Source organism: Vibrio sp. J2-3(2022) (genome assembly GCF_021725735.1).
GTDB lineage: Bacteria > Pseudomonadota > Gammaproteobacteria > Enterobacterales > Vibrionaceae > Vibrio > Vibrio diabolicus.
Genome location: NZ_JAKKCK010000002.1, coordinates 868,879 through 892,420, shown reverse-complemented (window position 1 = coordinate 892,420; position 23,542 = coordinate 868,879). Strand labels below are relative to the sequence as shown.

At 46.0% G+C, this 23,542-nt stretch carries 25 protein-coding genes and 1 tRNA gene; 7 read left to right on the top strand and 19 right to left on the bottom strand.

The window, feature by feature from the left end; translation table 11 throughout:
- Positions 1–14: 14 nt before the first annotated feature.
- Positions 15–677, bottom strand: a complete 663-nt coding sequence (gene minC, locus L3V27_RS12065; RefSeq protein WP_005382304.1) for a septum site-determining protein MinC — start codon at positions 675–677, stop codon at positions 15–17.
- Between the two features lie 197 nt (positions 678–874).
- Here minC and L3V27_RS12060 point away from each other — a divergent pair, with 197 nt between their 5' ends.
- From L3V27_RS12060 to L3V27_RS12045, 4 genes are all read left to right on the top strand, one after another.
- Complete coding sequence (locus L3V27_RS12060; RefSeq protein WP_005382303.1) at positions 875–1,156, top strand: YcgL domain-containing protein; 282 nt, start codon at positions 875–877, stop codon at positions 1,154–1,156.
- Between the two features lie 48 nt (positions 1,157–1,204).
- The gene (locus tag L3V27_RS12055; RefSeq protein WP_047009509.1) at positions 1,205–2,176 is read left to right on the top strand and encodes a lytic murein transglycosylase; all 972 of its coding nucleotides are present in this window, start codon (positions 1,205–1,207) and stop codon (positions 2,174–2,176) included.
- 91 nt (positions 2,177–2,267) lie between these two features.
- Complete coding sequence (locus L3V27_RS12050; RefSeq protein ID WP_017634801.1) at positions 2,268–3,212, top strand: LysR family transcriptional regulator; 945 nt, start codon at positions 2,268–2,270, stop codon at positions 3,210–3,212.
- 257 nt (positions 3,213–3,469) lie between these two features.
- Positions 3,470–4,669 carry a NupC/NupG family nucleoside CNT transporter gene (locus tag L3V27_RS12045; protein ID WP_237311922.1) on the top strand — a complete coding sequence of 400 codons (1,200 nt, stop codon included), beginning with the start codon at positions 3,470–3,472 and terminating at the stop codon, positions 4,667–4,669.
- A 67-nt stretch (positions 4,670–4,736) separates the two neighbouring features.
- On the opposite strand, the gene folD is transcribed toward L3V27_RS12045, so the two are convergent.
- Positions 4,737–5,597, bottom strand: a complete 861-nt coding sequence (gene folD / locus L3V27_RS12040; protein WP_005396027.1) for a bifunctional methylenetetrahydrofolate dehydrogenase/methenyltetrahydrofolate cyclohydrolase FolD — start codon at positions 5,595–5,597, stop codon at positions 4,737–4,739.
- Between the two features lie 203 nt (positions 5,598–5,800).
- Between folD and L3V27_RS12035 the strand changes: the two genes are divergently transcribed.
- A tRNA-Arg gene (locus L3V27_RS12035) sits at positions 5,801–5,877 on the top strand.
- Between the two features lie 162 nt (positions 5,878–6,039).
- Positions 6,040–7,734, top strand: coding sequence for a class I SAM-dependent methyltransferase (locus L3V27_RS12030; RefSeq protein ID WP_237311920.1), 1,695 nt, complete (start codon positions 6,040–6,042; stop codon positions 7,732–7,734).
- Between the two features lie 94 nt (positions 7,735–7,828).
- Here the strand turns inward: L3V27_RS12030 and L3V27_RS12025 are convergent, their stop codons facing one another.
- Genes L3V27_RS12025 through L3V27_RS11945 form a run of 17 tightly spaced genes read right to left on the bottom strand, consistent with a single transcriptional unit; the run spans position 7,829 to position 23,043 of the window.
- Entirely contained in the window at positions 7,829–9,052 is a 1,224-nt protein-coding gene (locus tag L3V27_RS12025; RefSeq protein WP_005382295.1) for a beta-ketoacyl-ACP synthase, read from the bottom strand.
- Entirely contained in the window at positions 9,049–9,774 is a 726-nt protein-coding gene (gene fabG, locus L3V27_RS12020; RefSeq protein WP_005396021.1) for a 3-oxoacyl-ACP reductase FabG, read from the bottom strand. Before fabG ends, L3V27_RS12025 begins: the two co-directional genes overlap by 4 nt.
- Complete coding sequence (locus tag L3V27_RS12015; protein WP_005396020.1) at positions 9,771–10,235, bottom strand: hotdog family protein; 465 nt, start codon at positions 10,233–10,235, stop codon at positions 9,771–9,773. Before L3V27_RS12015 ends, fabG begins: the two co-directional genes overlap by 4 nt.
- Positions 10,228–11,415 (bottom strand): beta-ketoacyl-[acyl-carrier-protein] synthase family protein, encoded by a 1,188-nt coding sequence (locus L3V27_RS12010; RefSeq protein WP_237311919.1) that lies wholly within the window; start codon positions 11,413–11,415, stop codon positions 10,228–10,230. Before L3V27_RS12010 ends, L3V27_RS12015 begins: the two co-directional genes overlap by 8 nt.
- A 20-nt stretch (positions 11,416–11,435) precedes the next feature.
- A complete protein-coding gene (locus tag L3V27_RS12005; RefSeq protein ID WP_237311918.1) occupies positions 11,436–12,047 on the bottom strand; it encodes a DUF3261 domain-containing protein in 612 nt (203 codons plus the stop codon).
- Positions 12,044–14,386 carry an MMPL family transporter gene (locus L3V27_RS12000; protein ID WP_237311917.1) on the bottom strand — a complete coding sequence of 781 codons (2,343 nt, stop codon included), beginning with the start codon at positions 14,384–14,386 and terminating at the stop codon, positions 12,044–12,046. Before L3V27_RS12000 ends, L3V27_RS12005 begins: the two co-directional genes overlap by 4 nt.
- Positions 14,358–14,978, bottom strand: a complete 621-nt coding sequence (locus L3V27_RS11995) for an outer membrane lipoprotein carrier protein LolA (RefSeq protein WP_170903129.1) — start codon at positions 14,976–14,978, stop codon at positions 14,358–14,360. Before L3V27_RS11995 ends, L3V27_RS12000 begins: the two co-directional genes overlap by 29 nt.
- Positions 14,978–15,424, bottom strand: coding sequence for an acyl-CoA thioesterase (locus L3V27_RS11990; RefSeq protein WP_005388315.1), 447 nt, complete (start codon positions 15,422–15,424; stop codon positions 14,978–14,980). Before L3V27_RS11990 ends, L3V27_RS11995 begins: the two co-directional genes overlap by 1 nt.
- Complete coding sequence (locus L3V27_RS11985; protein WP_237311916.1) at positions 15,424–16,977, bottom strand: aromatic amino acid ammonia-lyase; 1,554 nt, start codon at positions 16,975–16,977, stop codon at positions 15,424–15,426. Before L3V27_RS11985 ends, L3V27_RS11990 begins: the two co-directional genes overlap by 1 nt.
- Positions 16,961–18,667 (bottom strand): glycosyltransferase family 2 protein, encoded by a 1,707-nt coding sequence (locus L3V27_RS11980; RefSeq protein ID WP_237311915.1) that lies wholly within the window; start codon positions 18,665–18,667, stop codon positions 16,961–16,963. Before L3V27_RS11980 ends, L3V27_RS11985 begins: the two co-directional genes overlap by 17 nt.
- Positions 18,660–19,028 (bottom strand): hypothetical protein, encoded by a 369-nt coding sequence (locus L3V27_RS11975; RefSeq protein WP_021449611.1) that lies wholly within the window; start codon positions 19,026–19,028, stop codon positions 18,660–18,662. Before L3V27_RS11975 ends, L3V27_RS11980 begins: the two co-directional genes overlap by 8 nt.
- A 10-nt stretch (positions 19,029–19,038) precedes the next feature.
- A complete protein-coding gene (locus L3V27_RS11970) occupies positions 19,039–20,439 on the bottom strand; it encodes an AMP-binding protein (RefSeq protein WP_237311914.1) in 1,401 nt (466 codons plus the stop codon).
- Between the two features lie 4 nt (positions 20,440–20,443).
- Positions 20,444–21,004, bottom strand: a complete 561-nt coding sequence (locus L3V27_RS11965; RefSeq protein WP_164666903.1) for a hypothetical protein — start codon at positions 21,002–21,004, stop codon at positions 20,444–20,446.
- Complete coding sequence (locus L3V27_RS11960) at positions 21,004–21,261, bottom strand: acyl carrier protein (RefSeq protein WP_005382279.1); 258 nt, start codon at positions 21,259–21,261, stop codon at positions 21,004–21,006. The genes L3V27_RS11965 and L3V27_RS11960 overlap by 1 nt, the downstream gene beginning before the upstream one ends.
- A 15-nt stretch (positions 21,262–21,276) precedes the next feature.
- Positions 21,277–21,537: a phosphopantetheine-binding protein gene (locus L3V27_RS11955; protein WP_005382278.1), complete on the bottom strand. Its 261-nt coding sequence runs from the start codon at positions 21,535–21,537 to the stop codon at positions 21,277–21,279.
- A gap of 13 nt (positions 21,538–21,550) precedes the next feature.
- Positions 21,551–22,318 (bottom strand): lysophospholipid acyltransferase family protein, encoded by a 768-nt coding sequence (locus L3V27_RS11950; RefSeq protein ID WP_006742871.1) that lies wholly within the window; start codon positions 22,316–22,318, stop codon positions 21,551–21,553.
- Positions 22,315–23,043, bottom strand: coding sequence for a beta-ketoacyl synthase chain length factor (locus L3V27_RS11945; RefSeq protein ID WP_053807119.1), 729 nt, complete (start codon positions 23,041–23,043; stop codon positions 22,315–22,317). The genes L3V27_RS11950 and L3V27_RS11945 overlap by 4 nt, the downstream gene beginning before the upstream one ends.
- A gap of 77 nt (positions 23,044–23,120) precedes the next feature.
- On the opposite strand from L3V27_RS11945, the gene L3V27_RS11940 reads away from it, so the two are divergent.
- On the top strand, positions 23,121–23,519 hold the full coding sequence (locus L3V27_RS11940; protein WP_005390458.1) for a hypothetical protein: 399 nt from the start codon (positions 23,121–23,123) through the stop codon (positions 23,517–23,519).
- The last annotated feature ends 23 nt before the right edge of the window (positions 23,520–23,542 follow it).

Below are 23,542 nucleotides of genomic sequence, written 5' to 3'. Positions count from 1 at the left end.
TTTTCCTTTTTAGATTAAATCGCGAGAACTTCTAAATGCAATGATTCATCGGCTTTACTGATCATTACTTTCTTTTGCCAGTACTCGCTTTCAATTTGATCGCTTAACCAGTAGTCACCCGCAATGGATACCAGTTCTGCTTGTAAATCGTGGCAAATAATACGCGCTTCCTGCTGACCACTTGCGCCTGCAATCGCACGGCCTCGAAGTGTGCCATGGATATGAATAGAGCCGTCAGCGATGACTTCAGCACCAGCACTTACGTGCGCTAACACCACCAAATCACCATCTTTCGCGTAGATCTGTTGTCCTGATCGAACAGGCGTGCGAACTACTTTCGTTGGTGCCATTTTGGCTGGCGCCTGGCTTGGTGATTTGCTTGCCGACATAATGGCGAAGCCAGCTTCGGAAGCAAGATTTTGTACACGCTTGTCTTTACAGCCCGTTACACCGACCGGAATAAAACCAGCATCTGAGATGCCTTGTTTAAGCTTAGGGAAATCAATGTCGCCTTGTACTTTTGCTATATTGATTACCAAAGGCGCGGATGCAAAAAAAGAAGGTGCTTGAGAAACTTTTTCTTGCAAAAATTCGACAGTCTTTGCGATCTCATTGTCAGAAAGGTGTAAAACTGACAATGTAAAACTGCTACCTTTAAGGTCTGGTGAATGGGTCATCGTGGACTTCTTGCCTTTATTGAAAGAGCGTTGCCTTAAACTAGGTCTGTCATGTTATATTTCATCCTTTGACGCAGCAAGTTCTCTCGTGGGCAAATAGGTGAATTAATCTCAAATTTGCTATTAAGTTTGCGAGAATTTGACGTTTTCAACCTAATCCGCACTCAACGCGGCTAAATCAGCATAAAAGGCGTGTCATGCTTTGTTCTATTTATAAAAGCTCGAAAAAAGAAGGTACTTATCTCTATATTCCGAAAAAGGATGATTTTTCACAGGTTCCTGACACCTTAATGCAGATGTTCGGTAAGCCTATCGCTGTTATGACGATTAAACTTGATGGCCGTAAATTGGCACAAGTTGATATCGAAAAAGTGAAGGCTTCATTGCAAAATGATGGCTTCTTTTTGCAGGTTCCGCCTCCGCCGGAGAACCTACTAGAAAAGTACAAAGAACAAAAAGCCCAGCAGAAAGGCGAATAACGTCATCGTTTTTCATCTGGGATTTCTGCCTTGCTCAAGGAGGGCAATATGAAAAAAATACTGGCTACCATGCTTAGCGTTGGTGTGTGTACCTCGGCTTTTGCAAGTAGCGAGGGTTTCGATGAATACTTGAATAAGCTGCGTGCTGAAGCGCGTGATAAAGGTATCTCAGAGCAGGTCATTAGTGCTGCTTTTGCGAATGTTGAGTACAAGCCTCGAGCAGTAAAAGCGGACCGAAACCAACCAGAGAAGAAACTGACGTTGGATGAATACATTCCTCGCGCGGTGCCCGAATGGAAGGTGAAGCAAGCAAGACAACTCTATAAAGAGCATTACACCGAGCTAAAGCGTATAGGCGATGAGTACGGTGTGCAGCCTCGTTTTATCGTGGCGCTGTGGGGTGTAGAAAGTAACTTTGGTAAATTTACGGGTAACTTCAAAGTGATTGACGCGTTGTCTACAATGGCATTTGAAGGTCGTCGTGAAGAGTTTTTCCGTAAAGAGACCATGTCGGCATTGCAGATCCTCGATCAAGGCCATATTGAACTGGAAAACTTTAAGGGTTCATGGGCTGGTGCGATGGGGCAATGTCAGTTTATGCCAAGCTCTTTTCTTCGTTTTGCCGCTGACGGCAACGGGGATGGTAAAAAAGACATTTGGCAATCTGAAGCCGACGTGTTTGCATCAACCGCTAACTATTTGAGCAAGTCCGGCTGGGATGACAAATACACTTGGGGTCGCCAAGTGAAAGTCCCTAAAGGCATTGATCGCAGCTTAGAAGGGCGCACGGCTGAAAAAGGTAAATATCTTCAGGAGTGGAGCAAACTTGGTATCACAAAATACGATGGTAGCCCGTTGCCAAAACTGGATGAAGACATCAAAGCATGGTTGATCATGCCGGACGACGAGAATGGTCGTACGTATCTGGTTTACAATAACTACAACGTACTGATGAAGTGGAACCGCTCTTACTACTTCGCACTCGCCGTGAGTCACTTGGCTGACCGAATTAAATACTGAGCTGTTATAAAATAATCACTTGGCATCCAGTATTCAATATGAGGGCTCTTCGGAGTCCTTTGTTTTTCCTATAATCAAATCGAGGTAAAGCGTGTTATCTGAACGTGCCGCACAAATGGTGATTTTCTCCGCTCTTCTTAAACATAAAAGCTTCACAGCGGCTGCAAAGAGCTTAGGCGTGTCGGTGTCTCATGTGAGTAAACAGTTGAGTCAGCTAGAAGCGTCTCTTGGTATCAAGCTTGTTCAACGCACTACGCGAAGCTTTACGCCGACTGAGGCAGGAAAAACCTTTTTTCATCACTGTGAGCAAGTAGTACAAGCGGTGAGCAGTGCTACATTAGAGATGGAAACCCAGCGGGATGAAGTGGCAGGCTTAGTGCGTCTTGGTTTGTCGCAATCATTCGGTACCTTGCACATTATTCCTGCAATTCAAGAGTTGCGCGAACTGTATCCTCAACTTCAAGTGGAGGTGCATTTGTTTGACTATAAGGTCGATATGTTAGCCGAAGGGCTCGATTTATGGGTGACCAACAACGAGCATTTACCTGAAGGCTACATTGCGCAGCGTTTGACGGATTGCCAGTTTGTTGTTGCGGCATCGCCAGATTACTTATTGAAACATGACACGCCAACAGAACCGGATGACCTATCTGCTCACAACTGCCTCATATACAGAAGCTGGGAGCGTGACTATACGGGGTGGGCGTTTACCAAAGATCAGCAAGAATTGAACGTAAAAGTCTCCGGAAACTACTCTGTCGATTTAGCAGAAGCGGTACGTGACGCCGCGATTGCAGGTTGGGGCATTGCCTACCTTGCCACTTACTTACTGGGTGATGAGTTTAGAACGGGTAAGTTAATACAGTTGTTACCGGACTGGAAAGCAAGCCAGTCGATGCCGTTTTATGCGGTGTATCCAAGCCGCCAACATATGCCAAAAAAAATATCCGCAGTGATTAACTTCATCAAACAGAAGATCGGTAACCCGTGTCATTGGGATCAACGTCTAGCGCCTTACATATCTATTCCTAAGTAACAGGATCAATGACGTTATTGAACGGCACATAAGGTGATTCACTTCACAAAAATTTTTCCAGAACTAGAAACATCTTTTCTATATGGAAACAATAAAAATAAGCAAACGTTTATATTTATATAATTCAATGTCTTATGATTAAGGTCAATTATTGGGCGCTTAAACTTTTCACACTGTTAACATCCTCAACTTGCAGCATTTTGAGTCCGCTATACAATCCGGTGCCTTCCATATCCCCCTTCTGTCGGATTCATTTTATGAACTCAATTATTGGTATCGTAGCCATACTATTCGTAGCATGGCTACTTTCTACAAATAGAAAAAATATAAAGCTGAGAACAGTGTCGTTTGCGTTTGCTTTGCAGGTACTGTTTGCGTTGTTGGTTTTATATGTACCAGCAGGACGAGATGCGCTGAATTCAGTGAGCAGCGTTGTGTCGAATTTGATCAACTATGGTCAAGAGGGCATTGCGTTTTTATTCGGTAATTTGGCGACAGAGGGCTTCACCTTTGCGATCAATGTTCTGGGTATCATCGTTTTCTTCTCCTCTCTTATCTCCGGTCTTTATCACATTGGTGTGATGCCAAAAATCATCAACTTTATCGGTGGCGGTATTCAAAAGCTGCTGGGTATCGGTCGCGCGGAGTCTTTGTCTGCAACGGCGAATATTTTTGTTGGCACCATTGAAGCGCCATTGATGGTAAAGCCATACCTAAAGCACATGACCGACTCGCAGTTCTTTGCGGTGATGACAGGTGGTTTGGCTTCTGTTGCTGGTGGAACGTTGGTCGGTTACGCGTCACTGGGCGTTGACCTTAACTACCTGATCGCTGCCGCATTTATGTCGGCACCTGCGGGCTTGTTAATGGCAAAAATCTTAATGCCAGAAGATACGGATAAAGCAGCAGATATCGACATTAGCCAAGTTGAAATTCCACGTGCAACCAACGTAGTAGAAGCATTGGCCGATGGTGCAATGGCGGGTGTACGCATTGCTGTATCGGTAGGTGGTACGCTATTGGCGTTCATCAGTGTCATTGCAATGTTAAACGGCATGCTAGGTTGGATTGGTGACCTTGTTGGGACGCCACTAAGCTTCGAGCTGATCCTAGGTTATGTATTCGCACCTGTCGCTTGGTTATTAGGTGTACCATGGCAAGAAGCAACCACAGCAGGCTCGCTGATTGGTAATAAGATTGTGGTGAATGAGTTCGTTGCTTTCATCCAGCTTGCTGAAGTGAAGTCTCAACTCAGTGAACACTCACAAGCAATCGTGACGTTTGCTTTGTGTGGTTTTGCAAACATTTCAAGTATGGCGATGTTGATTGGCGGACTGGGCTCATTGGTACCTGAAAAGCGTGCATTTGTTTCTAAGCATGGTTTCCGTGCGATTATCGCTGGTGTGATGGCGAACTTAATGAGCGCTTCAATTGCGGGCGTGATTTTAAGTCTGTAACTGAAAGAGATACCTAAAATTAGCAAAAAGGCTCCTTGCGGAGCCTTTTTCGTATCTGAAGTTTACGTTATTTGTCTGTGTGGAACTGCTCGCAAGCGAGCATCGTGTTCTCAATTAAGCTTGCGACGGTCATTGGGCCAACACCACCAGGGACAGGAGTAATAAAGCTCGCACTTTCACGTGCTTTATCGTATTCCACGTCGCCAACTAGCTTGCCTGAATCAAGACGGTTAATGCCGACATCGATAACCACTGCACCTTTCTTAATCCACTCTCCAGGGATGAAGTTTGGCTTACCAACCGCAACCACGACAACGTCAGCTTGACGCACATGACTCTCTAGGTCTTTGGTAAAACGGTGACATGTTGTTGTCGTGCAGCCCGCAAGCAGCAGCTCAAGTGTCATAGGACGACCAACAATGTTTGATGCACCGACCACAACAGCATGTTTGCCACGAAGCTCTATGTTGTAACGGTCTAGTAGGGTAATGATGCCCTTTGGCGTGCAAGAGCGAAGCTTTGGAATACGTTGCGCAAGACGACCAACGTTATAAGGGTGGAAGCCATCCACGTCTTTCTCTGGGTGAATGCGCTCTAAAACATGTGTTGTGTCGATGCCCGCAGGAAGGGGTAATTGCACTAGAATGCCGTCAATTTCATCATCGTTGTTTAATTCATCAATCAGCGCTAGTAACTCTTCTTCTGAGCTAGACGCAGGAAGGTCAAAAGACTTAGAAACAAACCCAACTTCTTCACATGCGCGGCGTTTGCTACCGACATAAACCTGAGAAGCAGGATCTTCACCAACTAGAACCACTGCTAAACCAGGGGCACGTAGCCCAGCTTCAACACGAGCTTTAACACGTGCTGCCACTTCGGATCGAACAGTTTGGGAAATGAGAGTTCCGTCTATATTTTGAGCAGTCATGACTTTCCTTATAAATTAAGAAGGCAAATTATCTGCGGCGCATTGTCGCAGAATTTCTTATTAACATCCATACGCAAACGTTTGCTTTGTGGTGTTTTTGAACATTAAGCGTTTTGATGGACTTTTTTTAGGCATTCAGATCAGAATGTTATGAAAACCCGTTGATTTACCCGTTTGAACTCGTATAATCCTGTCCCTGTAGCGCGCCCTTAGCTCAGCTGGATAGAGCACGTCCCTTCTAAGGATGTGGTCATTGGTTCGAATCCAATAGGGCGTGCCATTATTTAAAAGCCCCGATAACTCTTTGAGTTGTCGGGGCTTTGTCGTTTTTAGGTTTTTGGCTGTAATTACCACTCTATCTACAACTTTTGAATGGCATTCTAGCCATTGCAATTTCTAGCAATTAATATGGACGCATATTAATTATCTTTCGTTAGTCTTTATGCCTGCCACTTCTAATTTTTATGACCAACACGCCGACTCTTTTGCGAAGCAATACACATCGCTCCAGTTTGAGGATGTCCACGCGAGTTGGAGAGTTTTCTGGCCCCAGGCTGGAGATCGCGTGTTAGATGTTGGCGCGGGCTCTGGTCGAGACGCGAAATGGATGGCTGAACATGGGTGTGAAGTTGTTGCGATTGAGCCTGCTCAAGCACTTCTAAGGCTTGGTAAGTCTTACTGTGGCGATTCCGTTACTTGGCTTGAAGATGCATTACCTAAGCTTGAGAAAACCATTAATCTTGGCTTTCGCTTCGATTTAATTCTTGTCAGTGCGGTATGGATGCATCTTGCGCCTACGCACCGTGAACGTGCATTTCGCAAACTTGCAAATTTGTTAGCGCCTAATGGTCGATTGGTGATTAGCCTTCGTCACGGTGACTTTTCTGACGGTCGTAAAGCTTATCCGGTATCGGTTGAAGAGCTTGAAAAGTTTGCAAAGAATAGCGCGTTAATGGTGAGAAACGTATCTCTCGATGATGATCAGTTAAAGCGAATGGGTGTATCTTGGCAAACTGTAGTTATGTCTTTGCCTGATGATGGTTCTGGTGATCTGAATAAGGTTCGCCACATTATCGTCAATGATTCCAAATCGGCTACCTATAAACTCGCACTACTGCGTACTTTACTACGGATTGCAGACGCTCATTCTGGTGCAGTGGTTGACCGCAGCGAAGGTAAAGTTGCCATCCCATTAGGATTAGTCGGCTTATATTGGATTCGTCAATTTAAGCGTTTAATCGATAAAGAGAACATCCAGCAAAGCTCGAACTCGTCTAAAGGGCTAGGTTTTATAAAGCCCGATGGTTGGGGCAGACTTTCCCATTTAAGTCCTGATGATCTTGCTATAGGCACGACATTTTTTGGCGAAGACGCAGTGGCGCTTGATAAAGCAATAAAAGACAGCTTAAAAACCATAAAAGATGGCCCCGTCACCTTTACCTATCAAGGTGATAAATCAAACCCTTACTTTGAAATAATTCGTTCAGCTAAAAAGCCTAATAAAGGCTCAATTGTTGTGGATAGTGAGTTCCTCGAAAGCTATGGGCTGTTTGTGTTGGATGAAAGCCTTTGGGATTGTTTTCGATTGTATAACTCTTGGATTGAGCCGCTGGTAGTCAACCAGTGGATTATGGAAATGCAACGATTTCGGTCTAATCAAGAGCGGGGTATTCCACTGCAAACGTATCACGATTGTTTGGTCTGGATTGATAAAGACCATGATACGCGAGCCGTTCGAAAGCGAATTGTTCAGTTGAAACTCAGCCACTCCGACATTGTCAGCGTATGGAGTGGAAGCAAATTACGAAATGAGTATCACGTTGATCACTGTTTGCCTTTTGCTTATTGGCCTAACAATGATAAGTGGAACTTGCTACCAACTTCTAAGGCTGAAAACCTGAACAAACGTGATCGTATTCCTGCTAGCTATCGATTAAACGCGTCTAAGCCGCGAATTTTGGATTGGTGGCAGTTAGCTTGGGGAGAGACGGATAGTTTGAGTCGGACATTTTTTACCGAGGCTTCATTGTCGCTACCTAATGTGCCAGCATCTTGCCAAGATTTTGAGCATGTCTTTGAAGCGATGGGATTACAAATTCGTGGTGTTAAAAGTCGCCTTTGTATCGCGGAATGGTAATGTCTTGTTTGCCGTTACAGCGTGATATATGAACCTGATAGGCAACCAACAAAAAAGCGCTGGTTAACCAGCGCTTTTGCATTTACCAAGGGCATTACATCTTTTTAAAGATGATGGAGGTGTTGATGCCGCCAAAGGCGAAGTTGTTACTCATCAAATATTTCACGTCCAGCTCTCGGCCTTGTCCGGCGATGTAGTCTAAATCACCACATTGCTCGTCGAGGTTTTTTAGGTTGAGCGTTGGGTTGAACCAGCCTGTGTGCATCATTTCTAAACCTAGCCACGCTTCAATCGCGCCACAGGCGCCTAGTGTGTGGCCAAAGTAGCTCTTGAGTGAACTTATTGGCACTTTGCCCAGAGCATTCGCTGTTGCGTTGCTTTCCGCAATATCGCCGCGGTCGGTGGCAGTGCCGTGAGCAGATACATAGTCGATCTTCTCAGCAGGAATGCCCGCGTTTTGCAAAGCCATTTCCATACAGATTTGCATGGTTTCCATCTGTGGTTGAGTGACGTGTGCGGCATCACAGTTGCTGGCAAAACCGATGATTTCTGCATAGATTTTCGCGCCACGAGCGACGGCGTGTTCGTACTCTTCCAGAACTAGCGTTCCCGCACCTTCACCAATCACCAAACCATCGCGATCGGAGTCATAAGGTCTTGGTGTGCTTTTCGGGTCTTCATTCTTCAGACTGGTGGCAAAAAGGGTATCGAAGACAGCGGATTCCGTTGGGCACAATTCTTCAGCGCCACCCGCAACCATGACCGTTTGGTAGCCGTGTTTGATCGCTTCGTAGGCGTAGCCGATTGCTTGGCTGCCAGAGGTACATGCACTGCTGGTTGGGATCACTCGGCCTTTCAAACCGAAAAATAGACCAACGTTCACCGCCGTGGTATGTGGCATCATCTGCACGTAAGTCGTTGCGGTGATCGCTTTAGTGGTTTTCTCATTCAGCATGACACCAAATGCGCCGATTGCGTCAGTACTGCCTGTTGATGAGCCGTATGCGATACCCGTTTGGCCATTGGTGAGTACGTCGTTACCAATCAAACCTGCTTGGCTTAGTGCGTTTTCTGTTGCGACGGTCGCCAATTTGGAAACACGGCCCATGCCGCGTACTTGCTTGCGCTTGTAGTGCTTTGGCAGTTCAAAATCTAAAATGGGTGCCGCGAGCTTGGTGTTCAAACCATCATACTGTTCGTAAGAAGGCATGTATTGCGTCGCGTTCTGGCAGTCACGCAGTTTTGGCTCGACAGATTGCCAATCGTTACCAAACGCAGTCACACCCGACATTCCGGTTACAACAACTCGACGGCTCATACTAGGCCTCCGTTTACCGAAATGACTTGGCGAGTTACATAGCCTGCGATGTCAGACATAAGGTAACTGACTAAACCAGCAACTTCTTGTGGCTCTCCCATGCGGCGCAAAGGAATTTGCGGCATCGCGTGTTCTTTTACGTGTTCGTCTACCATGCCTGTGTCGATAAGCCCCGGAGCAACACAGTTGACGGTGATTTTGCGTTTTGCCAGTTCAAGTGCGAGTGATTTTGTTGCACCAATTACGCCCGCTTTCGCTGCGCTGTAGTTAGTTTGACCGCGGTTACCCATTAGGCCAGAGACTGATGCAAGCGTAACAATTCGGCCGCCTTTGCGTTTTTGCACCATTGGCATAACACAAGGGTGAAGAACATTGTAAAAGCTATCTAGGTTGGTATGAATCACGCCATCCCATTCTTCTTCGGTCATCGCAGGGAAAGCGGTATCTTTTGTGATGCCTGCGTTGTTCACGACGCCATAGTAAGCGCCGTGTTCGGCGATATCGGCTTCTAGCTTCTCACGACAATCTGCACGGTCACTGATGTCGAATTGGATAAGACGACCGCTACCACCATGCTGTTCGATGGTGTTTAGGGTGTCTTGCGCGCCTTGTTGATCGCCCATGTAATGGACAATGATTTGGAAACCATCTTTGGCTAATTGAACGGCAATGGCTTTACCGATGCCTTTGCTGGCACCTGTAACGAGGACTTGTCGGGTCATTGTTGACTCCTGATTTTCATTTCTTGTAATTTTTCTTCTGATGGAACGTAAACGTTCAATTGGCAAGTCGCTACAACAGTTCCTTGTAGCTCAATACGGGCTGAAAAAACCGCCATACCGTTATCTTCCATAACTTTTTCAGCATACACATCGAGCACCTGTCCGCGAGAAAACGTATCGCATTCAGACGTGTATCGACGGCTACCAAGTAAAAAGCCAATCGGTGGTGCTTGTTCTTTCATTAATGCGTGGTAACCAGACCACGCCGCGACAGATTGCGCCATAAACTCAATGCCAACGTAAGCTGGCACAGTTTGAGAGGCCAAGTCGAAGAACGGGTTGTGTTCTGCGATATCAACCTGGCAGTGAATCGTATCTTGTTGAACATCCAAGGCACGATCGACCAAAATCATTGGTTTGTCGTGTGGCAAAAGTTGTTCGATGGGAGGAAGTTTAGTCATGAGCGTAACCAAAAATAAGACTAATATTATTGCCACCAAAAGCAAAAGAGTTGCTGAGAATCGCTTTGTTACCCAGTTTGGTTGGCGTCTCAACTAACGATATATGGATATCGTCTGCTTTGGTTTCGCAGTGTTGTATTGGCAAATCAAGGTTGTACTTGAGAATATGCCAAGCGATCGCGGCTTCCGTTGCACTTGCAGCGCCTAATGTGTGTCCGGTAAGTGGCTTTGTAGAGCTCACAGGGACGGAGTCACCAAAGCAGCGATGAATGGCTTTGCTTTCCATCGCATCGTTTAACGGCGTTGCTGTGCCATGCGCGTTGATGTAACCAATGTCTTGCGCTGTAAGTCCTGCATTGGCCAACGCTTTTTTCATCGCTTCTTCTGCGCCTAACCCTTCTGGATGTGGTGCGGAAATATGGTGTGCGTCTGAGCTGTCGCCAGCTCCGAGAAGAGCAACGGGCGCAGGTGTTTTGCTTAGCAACATTAATGCTGCGGCTTCGCCGATATTGATGCCGTTGCGATGTTGGTCAAACGGCTTACAAAGGGTATCGGATAGGGCTTCTAAACCGTTAAAGCCGTTTAGTGTGAGGCGACAAATGGTATCCACACCACCTACAATGACCGCATCAACAATGCCAGAGCGAATCAGGCGCTGCGCGGTTAAAAAGACACGACCACTAGAAGAGCAAGCGGTGGAAACTGAGTAATGTGGGCCGCTCAAATCAAAGTAGGTGGCAATAAAATCGCTGCAGTTGCCAAGTTCTTGTTTGGTGTAATGGTAGTCGGCAGGAAACTCACCATTTGCCAGCTTTTCGCCAAATGCGATTTCGCCATCTGAAATGCCAGATGTGCTGGTGCCGATCACGACTGCGATACGGTCACGACCATATTTAGCAATGGCTTCACGCACGTCGCTTTCGATTTGCTGCAAAGCCGACAGTGCGAGGCGGTTGTTTCTCGTATCCAACTGGCTGAGTGTGGTCGGTAATTGCGGTAACGTCTGTGCAATTCGACCAATTACTGTTTGGCGGCCTGAATTTAAAATATCTTGGTCAACCACCATGTTGGATGGCTTCGCTCCCGATAAACACTGGTGGATGAGCGCGTCATCTTGCCCCATGGCAGAGTGAAAGCCACAGGCCTGAATATACAAAGGTTGAGAAGAGCGAATAGGCATATTGTTATTCTAAATTGTTCTTAATTAATCTGATGTTGCAGTGTTTGAATAGAAATTGAAAACTGATGTTTGAGGTGATGAAAATCAATCTTACCCTCTAACTTGTTAGAAGAGCTGTATTGAATCTCAATGATCTTTTCACCGTCGCTATCAAAGATGGCGCGAGAATTATTTTTATCAATAATTCGCCACCTTACCTCATTTAACGATCCTTCCCAAGCGGAACTCGGCCAGAGCGTGATCATCAGGTTAAATAATACCTGTTCTGGCTGCGGTAGCGAACCTTGTAAACCGTTGAGTACTTCGGTTTGGATTTGTTCTCCATCGTAAGACAATGACAGTACTCTTGTCCCCCAGGATGAGAAGCCTGCCAGCACCACTTCGTTGTTGGTTACTTGCAGTTGTACCGGAAGTTGCTCAGATGTGGTTTTACCATCTATTGCCCAAGAAACCGTAATCAACTGACTGGCAGACAACTGATAGCCCAAGCTTGTGGGAGTGGGCAAGCTAACTTGGGTGTGCTCGGCAATATCGACCTGAGGCGTCGATTGGTGAGGTACCAAGCTACATGCACTTAAAAACAGACTCAGTGCGATTAACGCCGCGCAGCGAAAAGCATGGTTAAAAATCATGACGTCGTTTCCTCTGTTTTAATCGCAATCGGAGAGAGCAGCCAAGCGACAAAAATACCACTTAACACCGTAATGCCGAAACTGTGAATCGCGTGAGTTTGGCTTAGTGACAGCAACCCAAATGACAGCGCAGTGGTTATTGCCGAAAGGGTGATCGCCAATAGTGTGCTCACACTGCGGGCTTTCTCGGCAAAGAACAGAGTGTAATCGATCCCGATACCAAGAATGAGCACCAAGCCAAGCAAGTTGAACAGGTTTAATGTTGTTCCCATCGCGACTGCCGTTGCCAGACCGCAGGCGCAAGCAATCAATGATGGCAGTAAAACTCGCCAACTGTGTTGCAGACCGTACCGCTTGATTAATACCAGAAAGATCACAGCACTGGCGGCTACCAATAGCTCCATGATTTTGATTCGGTATTCACCAAATAGGGAGGAAATTTCTTCTGCTTTGTTTAGGTAGACAATATCAGACTGCGATTTGGCAAAAGACTTAACAACGGCGGAGTCTTGCAATTGGTTTAACACCACTACCGTTGCCGATTTTCCTTTGATCTTACCCAAATGAAGAAAACGCACAGGTGCCGATACCGGGTTTTGCAAGTACTGCTCAACCGTGACAGGGATAAAGTCGGCGTCCATTTTGGGCTTTTTATTTAAGCCCAGTCCGGATGCAAGTGGGCTGGATTGTGTTGCGTAAAGATCGCGAATCAATTGATAGTCTTGTTGCTGACGCTCCACTGAGCTCAAGTAGCGGCTCAGACTTTGGTAGCTTTCGATGGTGCTGTCCGCTTTCCACGCTTCTAATGTTGGCGTCAAAGACTCCAGCTTTTTCATTAGTTTTTCGTCATCGTCGGCGGTAACGACCAACATTTGCTGTGAAGATTGCATGCCACTAAGCGTCGTAATCAAGGTTTCTTGCTGCTTGAGATCGTTCGGCATCGTTTGCAGTAGACGAATGTCGTCATCGTAGTTCAATTGCAGCAAGAAAAAGCCACTCGCAACCACACATAACATCGGCAATCCGACTTTAATTCGAGGTTGATTCCAAAGCGTTAACCATTTCGCCAACAGTGATTGTCCCGGTAATGTCGAAATGGATCGCGATGGGTTACGAGCCAGTATCGGATACCAAGCCACCACGGTGATGTAAGCGGCAATCAGACCAATGGATGAAAACAGCGCAAGCTGCTGCAAACCAGGAAACGGCGCAACTAACATGCCCAAATAGCCGATCAAACTGGTGATTAAGCCAAGTGTGATAGCTATGAAAATATGCTTTAACCCTTGCTCGCTATCCCATTCATTTCCCGCCGCAAGACGTTCGGTTAGGTAGTGGAATGCGTAGTCGATAGACACGCCGATTAAACTTGCGCCAAACACTAAGCTGAACAGATGGACTTTTCCAAAAATCCACGTCGTAACGGACAACGCAACGAGCAAACCAATGGTGATGGAAAGCAGTGCGAGAGACAGTGGCATCACACTACGAAAGACCAACACGAATAATGCAATGATACCGAGCAGAGAGAACACACCGATGGTACTGATCTCCGATTTGGCACTTTGCGTACCAAAGTCGGCGTAAAATAGAACGCCAGTATGTGCCACTTCAGCGCCATATTTCTGCACGACGCTTTGTTCTAGCGCTTGAATGTCAGGGACGGCAAGCTGCCCAGTTAGGCTATAAGGCGAGTCTTTAAGCTCAGCAGTAATAAGCAAGTATTGAGCACCGTCTTTTTCGACGGATAGATAGCCATTATCCAATCGGAAAGAGGACGATTGCTGGGTAACTTGGCTTAAATAATCACGAAATAGCAAGAAAGGATCATTTTGTAACTCTTGCCCAGTCACTCCAGAAAACGGGTTGTACAGAGACTGAATCACATGCTGCACTTGCTGTTCTGGATTTTTGCTTAAACGCTCTCGTTGCTCAGGCGTCAGCAATTGGAAACGGTGCTTAAAGTAGTAACTTGCCCAAGCTTGCTGCTCTTGAGGTGAGATTTTTCCCACCACATCGCGAAAATGATTACTTTGTCGTAACCCCTTATCAAATTCAGCGGCCGCTGCAAAAAGGGCATTTTTGTCCGGCGCTGTGATCACGAAAATGACTTTGTCGCTCATACTTGCCGAGACCGACTCAAAGGCTTGCTCAGCCACCGGGTTTTGTTGGTTCTTAGGCAGCAGTTTTAAAATGTTGGTCTCAATCGGAGATTCTGCACTCCAAACCCATTGTTTGAGTAGCAACGCGCCCGCTAAAACAACGAGATTGAGCCAAACCAGAGCAAAGGTATGAGTGCCGAGACTGAGTTTAGAAACGGAATTGAGCGTCTTCGGCATCCGTGAGTTCCTGAGGTAGAGAGGTCTGGTTCGTAAACGTGATTTCGGTCTTATCGCCACGCAGCTCTTGTAGGGTTAGGCGATCAATGTGCGTTTTACCTGAAAGGGTGATGGCTTTAAACACCGCATTTAATGGCGACTGTTTTGGCTCTAAAATGAGCTGCCACTGATTGTTCTCAACTGAAAAATCGAGTGTGAATTGTTCTTGCAGTGCAGAAGTATCCCCGTGGAACACGGATAAAAACACATGGCTAAAGTAGAACGCCATTGGGTTTTCTTGTGCAGAGATCGTTTTCGGTGCTTGGTCGGCAAAAGTCTGACGAAGTTTGTTTTCCGTCAATACCAAATTGACTGCGAAAGGTTCTGTTTGTTGCCACAACAAGCCATGTGTTTTGCTCAGTGTGAACTGACCTTTAGAGGTTAGAGGTTGACTGAACATTTCCAGATGACGCTGCTGCGTAAAATCTCCGCGTACGATTTCATGCTGAGACAACTGCTGCTGAAGCGATGCCAAATCCGTTACGTTTGCAGTCGGTGTGGCCAGTGCTGGAACAGAAAATATCAGCAAAAAAGAGAGTAACCACTTTTGCATTAGTTCAGGCTCCCATGGTTGTGCCATTGCTCTACTTTATCTAAAAAGACTGCTGGAGAAACAAAGCACATCTCTTGCTTTTCAATGGATACGGCGACTTGCGTTGTATGCGCTTTGCACATACGTTGATTCGTTTCGGCGTCGTAAATCACGTAATCCACACGTAAGCGGTTTTCCCACTCAGTGAGTTGCGCGGTAATACGAATGGTGTGATTAAACGGAATCGCCTTCACGTATTTAACGCGCGTGTCGATGATCGGCCACATGTACCCAGAGTCTTGCATATCGCGATAGCTGTATTGGATCTTCTCCATCAGCACACGACGCGCTTCTTCAAAATATCGAAAGAAGTTGCCGTGATAAATCACGCCCATCGGGTCTGCATCTTGGAATGAGGTGACCATAGTCACCTCCGCTTCTAATGGGTAGAGAACCTGCTCTTGCATTATACCTCCGCGTAGAGTGGCCAATGACGTTGCTGAATGCGTTCAATGAAATGACGCAAATCTTGTTCTAACGGGCGATCTTCAATCACAAATTCAAACTCGCTCAGTACGGCGTCACGAATTACTCGCAAACTCTGACTCATGTGGTGTTCGTCCAATTCGTTATGACGACGACGAATCTCAACCGCTTGAACGCTTGCTAGGAGTGAAGCCGCAGCAACTTGCTCTGTTAACTCAAGTACGCGTAGGCAATCACGAGCCGCAATGGTGCCCATGCTCACTTTGTCTTGGTTGTGACATTCGGTTGAGCGAGAAAAAACGCTCGCTGGCATGGTGTTTTTCAACGCTTCTGCCGTCCAAGCTGAGATACCAATCTGAACCGCTTTAAAGCCGTGGTTGATCGGTTTACGTTCGCCTTCTGCACCGGTTAAGTTAAACGGCAGGCCGTTATTGAACTTGTAATCCATCAATTGCGCCATCTGACGATCCAGCAAATCAGCTAAGTTGGCAATGTTCACTTTCAACGTATCCATCGCCATTGCGATATGACCACCGTAGAAGTGACCGCCGTGCAGAACGCGCTCGTTGTCGCCATCGATAATTGGATTGTCGTTGGCACTATTTAGTTCATTCTCGATCAATTGACGTAGCCAAGGCAGTGAGTCTTGCACCATGCCAATTACGTGTGGCGCGCAACGCAGCGAGTAGCGATCTTGCAGTCGGTCGCTATTGCGTGGCGGACGTTCAGCATTGAGATCATCACGCAGCCAAGCCGCAACTTGCTGTTGACCAGGGTGAGGTTTTACCGCAAACAACGCTTCATCAAAGTGGAAGTCATTACCTTGCATACCCACAGAAACCATCGCGGTAATCTTGGTGCAAAGCTGCGCTAGGTATTCTGCGCGTTTGTAGGCAAGACAGGCGAGGGCAGTCATCACGGATGTACCGTTCATTAACGCCAAACCTTCTTTTGGTTTTAGGCGAATTGGCTCAATGCCCAGCTCTGCAAACACTTCTTGTGTTGGTCGCACATCGCCTTTGTAAAGCACTTCACGCTCGCCAATTAAGGTCGCCGCTAGGTAAGACAGAGGCGTTAAATCGCCGCTTGCGCCCACCGAGCCCTCTTGTGGAATACGCGGCGCAATGTCGTGATTGATAAGCGTAACGATTTGGTTCAACAGATCGTGAGACACGCCAGATACGCCTTGCGACAATGAACACAAACGGGTTGCCAACACCGCACGAGCTTGATCATGAGAAAGGATTTGACCTAAGCCACAACCATGGAAGCGTGTAAGGTGCAACGGAAGTTCATCCACAAGCGCGGGTGGAATCGCCACAGTACATGAATCGCCGTAACCCGTGGTCACGCCGTAAATAACGCCTTCTTCTTTCAGTAATCGTTCCAGAAACGCCACACCACGATCAATTTTCGCGGTAAATTCTGGCGAGGTGTTCATGTTTGCCTTTGCACCTTGAGCAATGGCAACGACATCTTCGATGGTTAAAGATTGGGCACCAAAAGTGATGTTGTGATTATTGTTGTTTGTCATGTGGCTGATTACTTAAAGTCCAGAAGTTAAAAAAGTTGTACCACTGTAACGGCGCTTGCAGTGTGTGGTGTTCTAATCTGTGTGCGTACTGTTGAACAACGTGTTCTAGTGCCTGCTGACGCTCTTTGCGCGGTAGCGTGATTTGGTCACTAAAGTGTTCAAAGTACACATTAAAATGCGGAGTATTTGCTTCGTCGTCGCGTAGGCCGAAGAGTAGGTAAACCGGCGCTTTTAATACCGAGGCCAGCATGAATGGGCCTTGCGGGAATGGTGCGGGTTTACCAAGAAAATCTGCCCAAACGACACGATTTTCTTTGCTGGTGGAAGTGCGATCGCCAACGATCACTACCCATTCGCCTTGCTCGATTTTTTGTTGAAGCAGAATCGCGGTGTCTGGTCCCATTGAGCTGACTTGAATAAGATTCAGTTCCGAATTTGGGTTTACCGCCTTCATTACCGCATTAAATTGTTCAGCGTGTTGGGTAAATACCAAGGCATTGATTTTGACATGAGAGTGTCGACGACCAAGCGCGCGGCAGAGTTCGATATTGCCAAGGTGCGAGCCTAAAATGAGCACGCCTTGTTTTTTCTGCGCCATCTCTTCGAAATGATGCTGGCCGTGAATGGTTAGGTTATCGACGTTAAAGTCACCTTGCCATGCTGCCAGTTTGTCGAGCATGGTACGCCCAAAGGAAAGCAGATGATGATAGCTGTCCAACTGTTTTGGCAGTGGGATGTTCTGCTGCGCTGTGTAGCGCTGCAAGTTTTGCAGGTAAATCTCAGACGCTTCACGGGCAGATTTACCCGTGAAGTGGTAGTAGCGCATGACTAGCTTTAAAATCAGGTCGAACGCTTTTCTGCCGAACAAGCGGTATACCGCGAGTAAGGTTTTGATGCCTAAAATTGTGCCTTGTTCTTTTCGTTTAGACCAGTGGGCATTGCTGTCATCTGTGCGACGGCGCTTTCTGGCGAGTAGCGAAGGGATGCGCGGCAACATGCCAAAAAATAGGCGAGTGTGCATCCAGCTTATCTTGACGTTATCCCACAATGCGTCGAAGTGGGAAATGCCACCTTCAGGGTAGATCACGCGAGTTGGAACAAAATCAATATCGACGCCTTCCCAGTACATTCGCACCAGAATTTCGATATCAAAATCCATACGTTTGCCGATGTTGTACTTGTTCAACACGGCGACCGTTTTCGCCACTGGGTAGGCGCGAAAACCGCACATGCTGTCTTTGATAGACAGTGACAAGGTTTCTATCCACACCCAAACGTGCGTAGCGTAGCGACCATACAAACGGGATTTAGGTACGCTCTCGTCGTATATCGGTTGGCCCGAAATCAGGTTATCTGGTTTTGTTTTGCTGGCGCTGAGCAACTTCGGCAATGCTTCTAGGTCGTGTTGACCGTCTGCGTCGATTTGAATGGTGTGCGTAAAACCAAGTTGGTGAGCTTGATGTAGGCCAGCCATCACCGCGCCACCTTTGCCTTGGTTTTCACTCAAACTAATCAGTTTTATCAGCCCTTGCTCACTCAACGCTGAAAGCGCTTGTTTGGTGTCTTCATTACTGCCGTCGTCCACGACCAGCACTGGCAAATCGAAAGAGGATAACGATGCAACCACGTCTGCAATTGTGCTGCCGTGGTTGTAGCAAGGAATTAAAAAGCAGGGACGGTAATCACTCACGTGACTCACCCAGTTTCATTTTGCCTGAAGAGTGAGTCACCAAGGTTTCACCGTTTTTCGATGTGTACTTAAAGGTCAATTTCTCGCGCTCATTGTCCCAAGAGAGTGAGAGACAAACGTCGGCGTTTGGCAGAATCGGCTCTTGAAATTTGATGACTTCCATTCCTTTAAATACCTTGGGGGTGTTCAAATATTGAACGGCGTAGAACAACGCCCAGTCAATTTGAGTGACGCCGGGTAAAAGAGGAAAGTGACTGAAATGACCTTGGAAATCTAAGATGTCAGCATCCACACGCAGCGACAGCTCTGCGGTGTGGTCACTCACTTCAATATTCTGAATAGTTGGTTTTCTTTTATCCATGTTACTAGCTTTATTGGAATAGTTTTTCAATTTCAGCAACTTGGCGTTTGCCTTGGCTGTTCAATGGAATTTCGTCGACCACTCGGAATTTTCTCGGGATAGCGATCGGTTCTAGCCAATTGCGCAGTGCCTTGCGAAGCTCAAGCCAAAACTTGCCTTTACCAAGTTCATCAAGCACATCGCTGCCTTTATCGTTAAGTACGATGATCGAGACTAACGTGAGGCGACCTGATTCTTCCATTGGGATCACCACGCTTTCTTGAACCCACGGCAGTTGCTCTAAACGTTTTTCCACTTCGACAAGGGAAATACGCTTTTCTTCGACTTTGACGATTCGGTCAGTGCGTCCACGCAATTCAAAAGAAATACTATCATGGAAATAGCATTCATCCGCAGTTTGGTACCAAGTGTTTTCATCAATGTGTGGCGAGCGGAGCTTTAAACAATTTTCATGGTTAAGCTTTGCTTCAACACCTGGGAATAACGTCCATGGAGTGCTGGCTACGTGCTGCTGACGGTAAGCGATGCCGCCGGTTTCTGTGCTGCCAAAAACTTCAATAGGAAGTGACCCAAACAACTGCTGGCTGTGCTGCGCGGCTTGGTTTGGCAAGGGGCCTCCAGAAGAGAATACGCACCGAATTGCAACCGGATTATGCTCTTCACTGAGTCGTTTTAGTAACGCAGGGCTGCTTACTAGCGTGGTGTCAGCATCAGCGTGATGGACAATTTGCTCTGGGAACTCAAGGTTGTGTGCTGAAAATGGACGTGCAGAGCACAAAGGCCACAATACGCGGAACAGCAAGCCGTAAATGTGTTGATGAGAGACGGTGCTTTCAACGCGTGTGTTGGCAACCGTGTCGCCCCATAGGTTGTCTAGAATAGACACTTCGATATCGAGCTGTTTCAGCGTTTTTGCAATGGCTTTTGGTTTGCCGCTTGAACCAGAAGTGAATAGCGTCACTGGTATTTGTGCCAGATTCAATTTACGCCAAACATAAGGTTGGTCAACTTGTTGTTTGTTAGTCAATGTGGTTTCTAACAATGAACTAGCTTCGATTAAAAGCGAACTCACCTGCTCTGGAACAGAGACATCGGCATCATGCAGCAATAAATCGTAGTGCTCGCTGAGCTCTTTGAGTGCTTCTGGTTGGTAATTACCAGGCAATACAATGGATTTTCCTGCGTGGCAACAAGCAAAAAAGCCAACGGCAAACAGGTAGCTGTTGCCAAAACACAGCGCAATGTTTTGCATTGGCTGGTTTTCTAACTGCTGAGCAAGTGTTGCGACGTGCTGCTGGAAATCACCCCAATTGATAACTGTGTCGCGATCGTAAGAGACAGGGGATTGCTCAGACCTCTCTGCGACGAACAAGGTCGCTAGGGAGGTAAAGCTCGAATACGTTGTATTCATACGATTAGTGTTCCTTTCGAACAAATTGACGCACGATCCATTCTCCAGCGAACAAGCCACCAGCAAGTAAGTAGCTGATGAGGCCGTTATAAAGCGTCCATATTTTTACTGGTAGGAAACAGGTATAGAGCGCAACGGCAGCATTGAGCGTAAAAAAAACGCACCAAACCATCGTCACTTTGCGAGTGTAAGCCACGCCACTAGCTGGAAGGTCAGGCTCTTGCAAGCGAGCAAGCCTCTCTATGATCGATTGCGGCTGTTTTAAGCTCAGCCCAAAGACACACAGCATACATACATTGACAACGACAGGGTAAAACTGAAGCCACCCGTGTTGTTTAAACACCATGCCAACCGTAATTAGAACAATGCCAACAGCGCCCGTGACGAGCGCCAAGAATTTAAACTCTTTTAGTGGGGTCTTATTTGCGACGAAAACACGCAAAAGTAACGCAGCAATTAACAAGCCCCCGACTAAGTTCAAGCCAAATTTATCTATACCGAAATAGACGGCGAAGGGGTAGGCAAACAGTACAATTGCAGACAGACCAGTCAGCAATTGGCGCATTAACTTTCCTTCAATAACTCAGTGACGGCGTTAACCACATCGTCAACGGTTCTTACAGCACTAAACTCTGCTGGCTTGATTTTTTTGCCAGTGACATTCTGTAGGTGTACGACCAAATCAACGGCGTCAATGCTATCAAGGTCGAGATCTTGGTATAAGTGCGCATCTGACTGAATGTCGGCTGCGTCAATTTCGAACAGCTCAACAAGCGCATCTTTAACTTGTTCAAATACTTGATCTTTATTTACATCAGTCATGAATATACCTACAACTTATTCATTAGTTTGAGAAGAAACGTATTTCGCTAGGTTTGCTACAGAAGCAAAGTGTTCGCGCGTGTTTGAGTCGTCGGCATCAATAACGATGTTGTATTGTTTTTTAATTGCGAGTCCAAGCTCAAGTGCATCGATAGAATCTAAGCCAAGTCCATCACCAAAAAGTGGTGCATCCGTTTCAATATCATCTACGGTTAAATCTTCAAGGTTTAAAGCATCAATAATAAGTTGCTTAATGTCGTTGTGTAACTGTTCCACTGGGACCTGCTTATTAATAAAAGTTTTCTGGAAAAATGTTTTCAGCTAGGTGCTGTTGTAAGCGTCGCGCCGCTATTGTCGGCGACGTAGTTTGCTTTATAAAAGGGTCAATCTCAACTTTATCCTTAACTTCAACCCTGAAAAAAGGCTTTGTTGCCGGTACTTGATACCATTTTTTCTCTTTTGTGAGGAAACTTGGCGTTACCGTAATATGGACAACCCTTAAATCTCGTTCTGTTCTTACCGCAATTTGTGCTGCGCCGCGTTGTAATTTTGGTTCTACACCAGGTGTTGTTCTTGTCCCTTCAGGAAATATAAGCAACACGTTGCCTTTGTTAAATCGTTCATCACAAAGTGCTAATAAATCATCCGGCGCTTCATTGGGAATATATCCGGCTGCTTTTACGATGTGCTTCATAAAAGGATTCGACCATATTGCCGATTTTACTAAACAGTCGCAGCGATTTAATTGTGAAGCAATGAGAACGTAATCGATTAAACTAGGATGGTTGGCAACAATTAAACAATTACGATCTTGTTGAAGAATATCGGCACCAATAATTTCGTAATCGATTGCTCCACTTAACTTCATCAATTTACAAAAGGTGTTGAATGAATATCGAATGGCACCTTGAACTTTATATTCACGTTCGGTTTGATCCGAAACGAAAATACGAATGGTCGGAATAACAATGAAGCTTAGTGCTAAACCACCTAACCCAAATACTGAAAAACAAAAGCCGGTTGCTAGCACGCGCCAATACTGATTTAAGCGACTCATTGCTTGTTCCATTCCCAAATTTGTTTCGGAGCGTGAATAGTCCACTGATTTTCATCTGACAGGTAGTGTTGCAAAAACGCTAAGCCTTGTGGCAACGGGTGGTTTGAGCATTTTGCACTGATGCCGCTTTGCACCGTGAAGCCATCTCCATGAGAAAGTATCAAACCGAGTCCAAACCCTTGGTATTGTTGGTTTTCATATTCTAAATAAGAGTCAGGCATAGGCTCATCAAAGTCAACAAGCAGCACTTTTTTATCAGGATTGTCGGACAAAAACAGCCATGCTTCTAATATTGCACTTTGGAATGTGTTTTCTGCCGCAGCGATAGAAGTGAGAGGGATGGGCTGTTTGGTTGCAATAGTGGCAAGCCCTGCGGCGGTATTATGCACTGACTGAGAAAAAGCCATCGGAGACGCTTCTTCACCGTTAATAATATCTTCAACTAACGCAACACTGCGATGCAATTCGCCATGACGACTCGAAAATACGAGGTAATCAACCTGATGTTGATTAAGTAATTCGATTGCCGTTTGCACTGCCAGTTTGCTAAGTGGACTCATTCTTCTGCGCATCATCGCAGGAATATCCGCAACATTGATTTTGCCATCTTCTGGCCATTTTATCTCTGTTGCCCATTGTTTCCATTCATTGGATTCGGATAAACCGAATGAATTCGCAGTCCACGCATCAATATTGAACGAAATGTTGATCTTCGAGTTTGGCATATTGGGTTAAATTGTTTATTTTACAGCTCGATACAAATTGGGTTTTACCCAAAGTCATAATAAAAAAGGAAATTATCATGTCGCGTTTTAAGCTGTATGTCTCGTTATTATTAACTTTGCTTCTTGTCGGTTGTGGACGAGTACAACCTGTAATGAATGTGGAGGATACTCCAGTTGCTTATGATCTTCAAAATAAACAAGTAAAAATGGCCATTGTGCAATCGGCAACCAACCGAGGTTGGACGATTGAAGAAGTAAGCCCAGGCGTTCTTATTGCAAAAATTCACGTTCGTAAACACTTTGCAGAAGTAAAAATTCCATATAACAACAAATATTACTCAATTATTTATCTCAACTCAGTAAATCTAAAAGCCAGTGATGGCAAAATCCATCGCAATTACAATCGTTGGATAAACAACTTGAATGTTGATATTCAACGAGCTATTGCATTGTTAGGCTCTCAGTCTAAACAATAAAAATATTAATTGCAGTTAGGTTT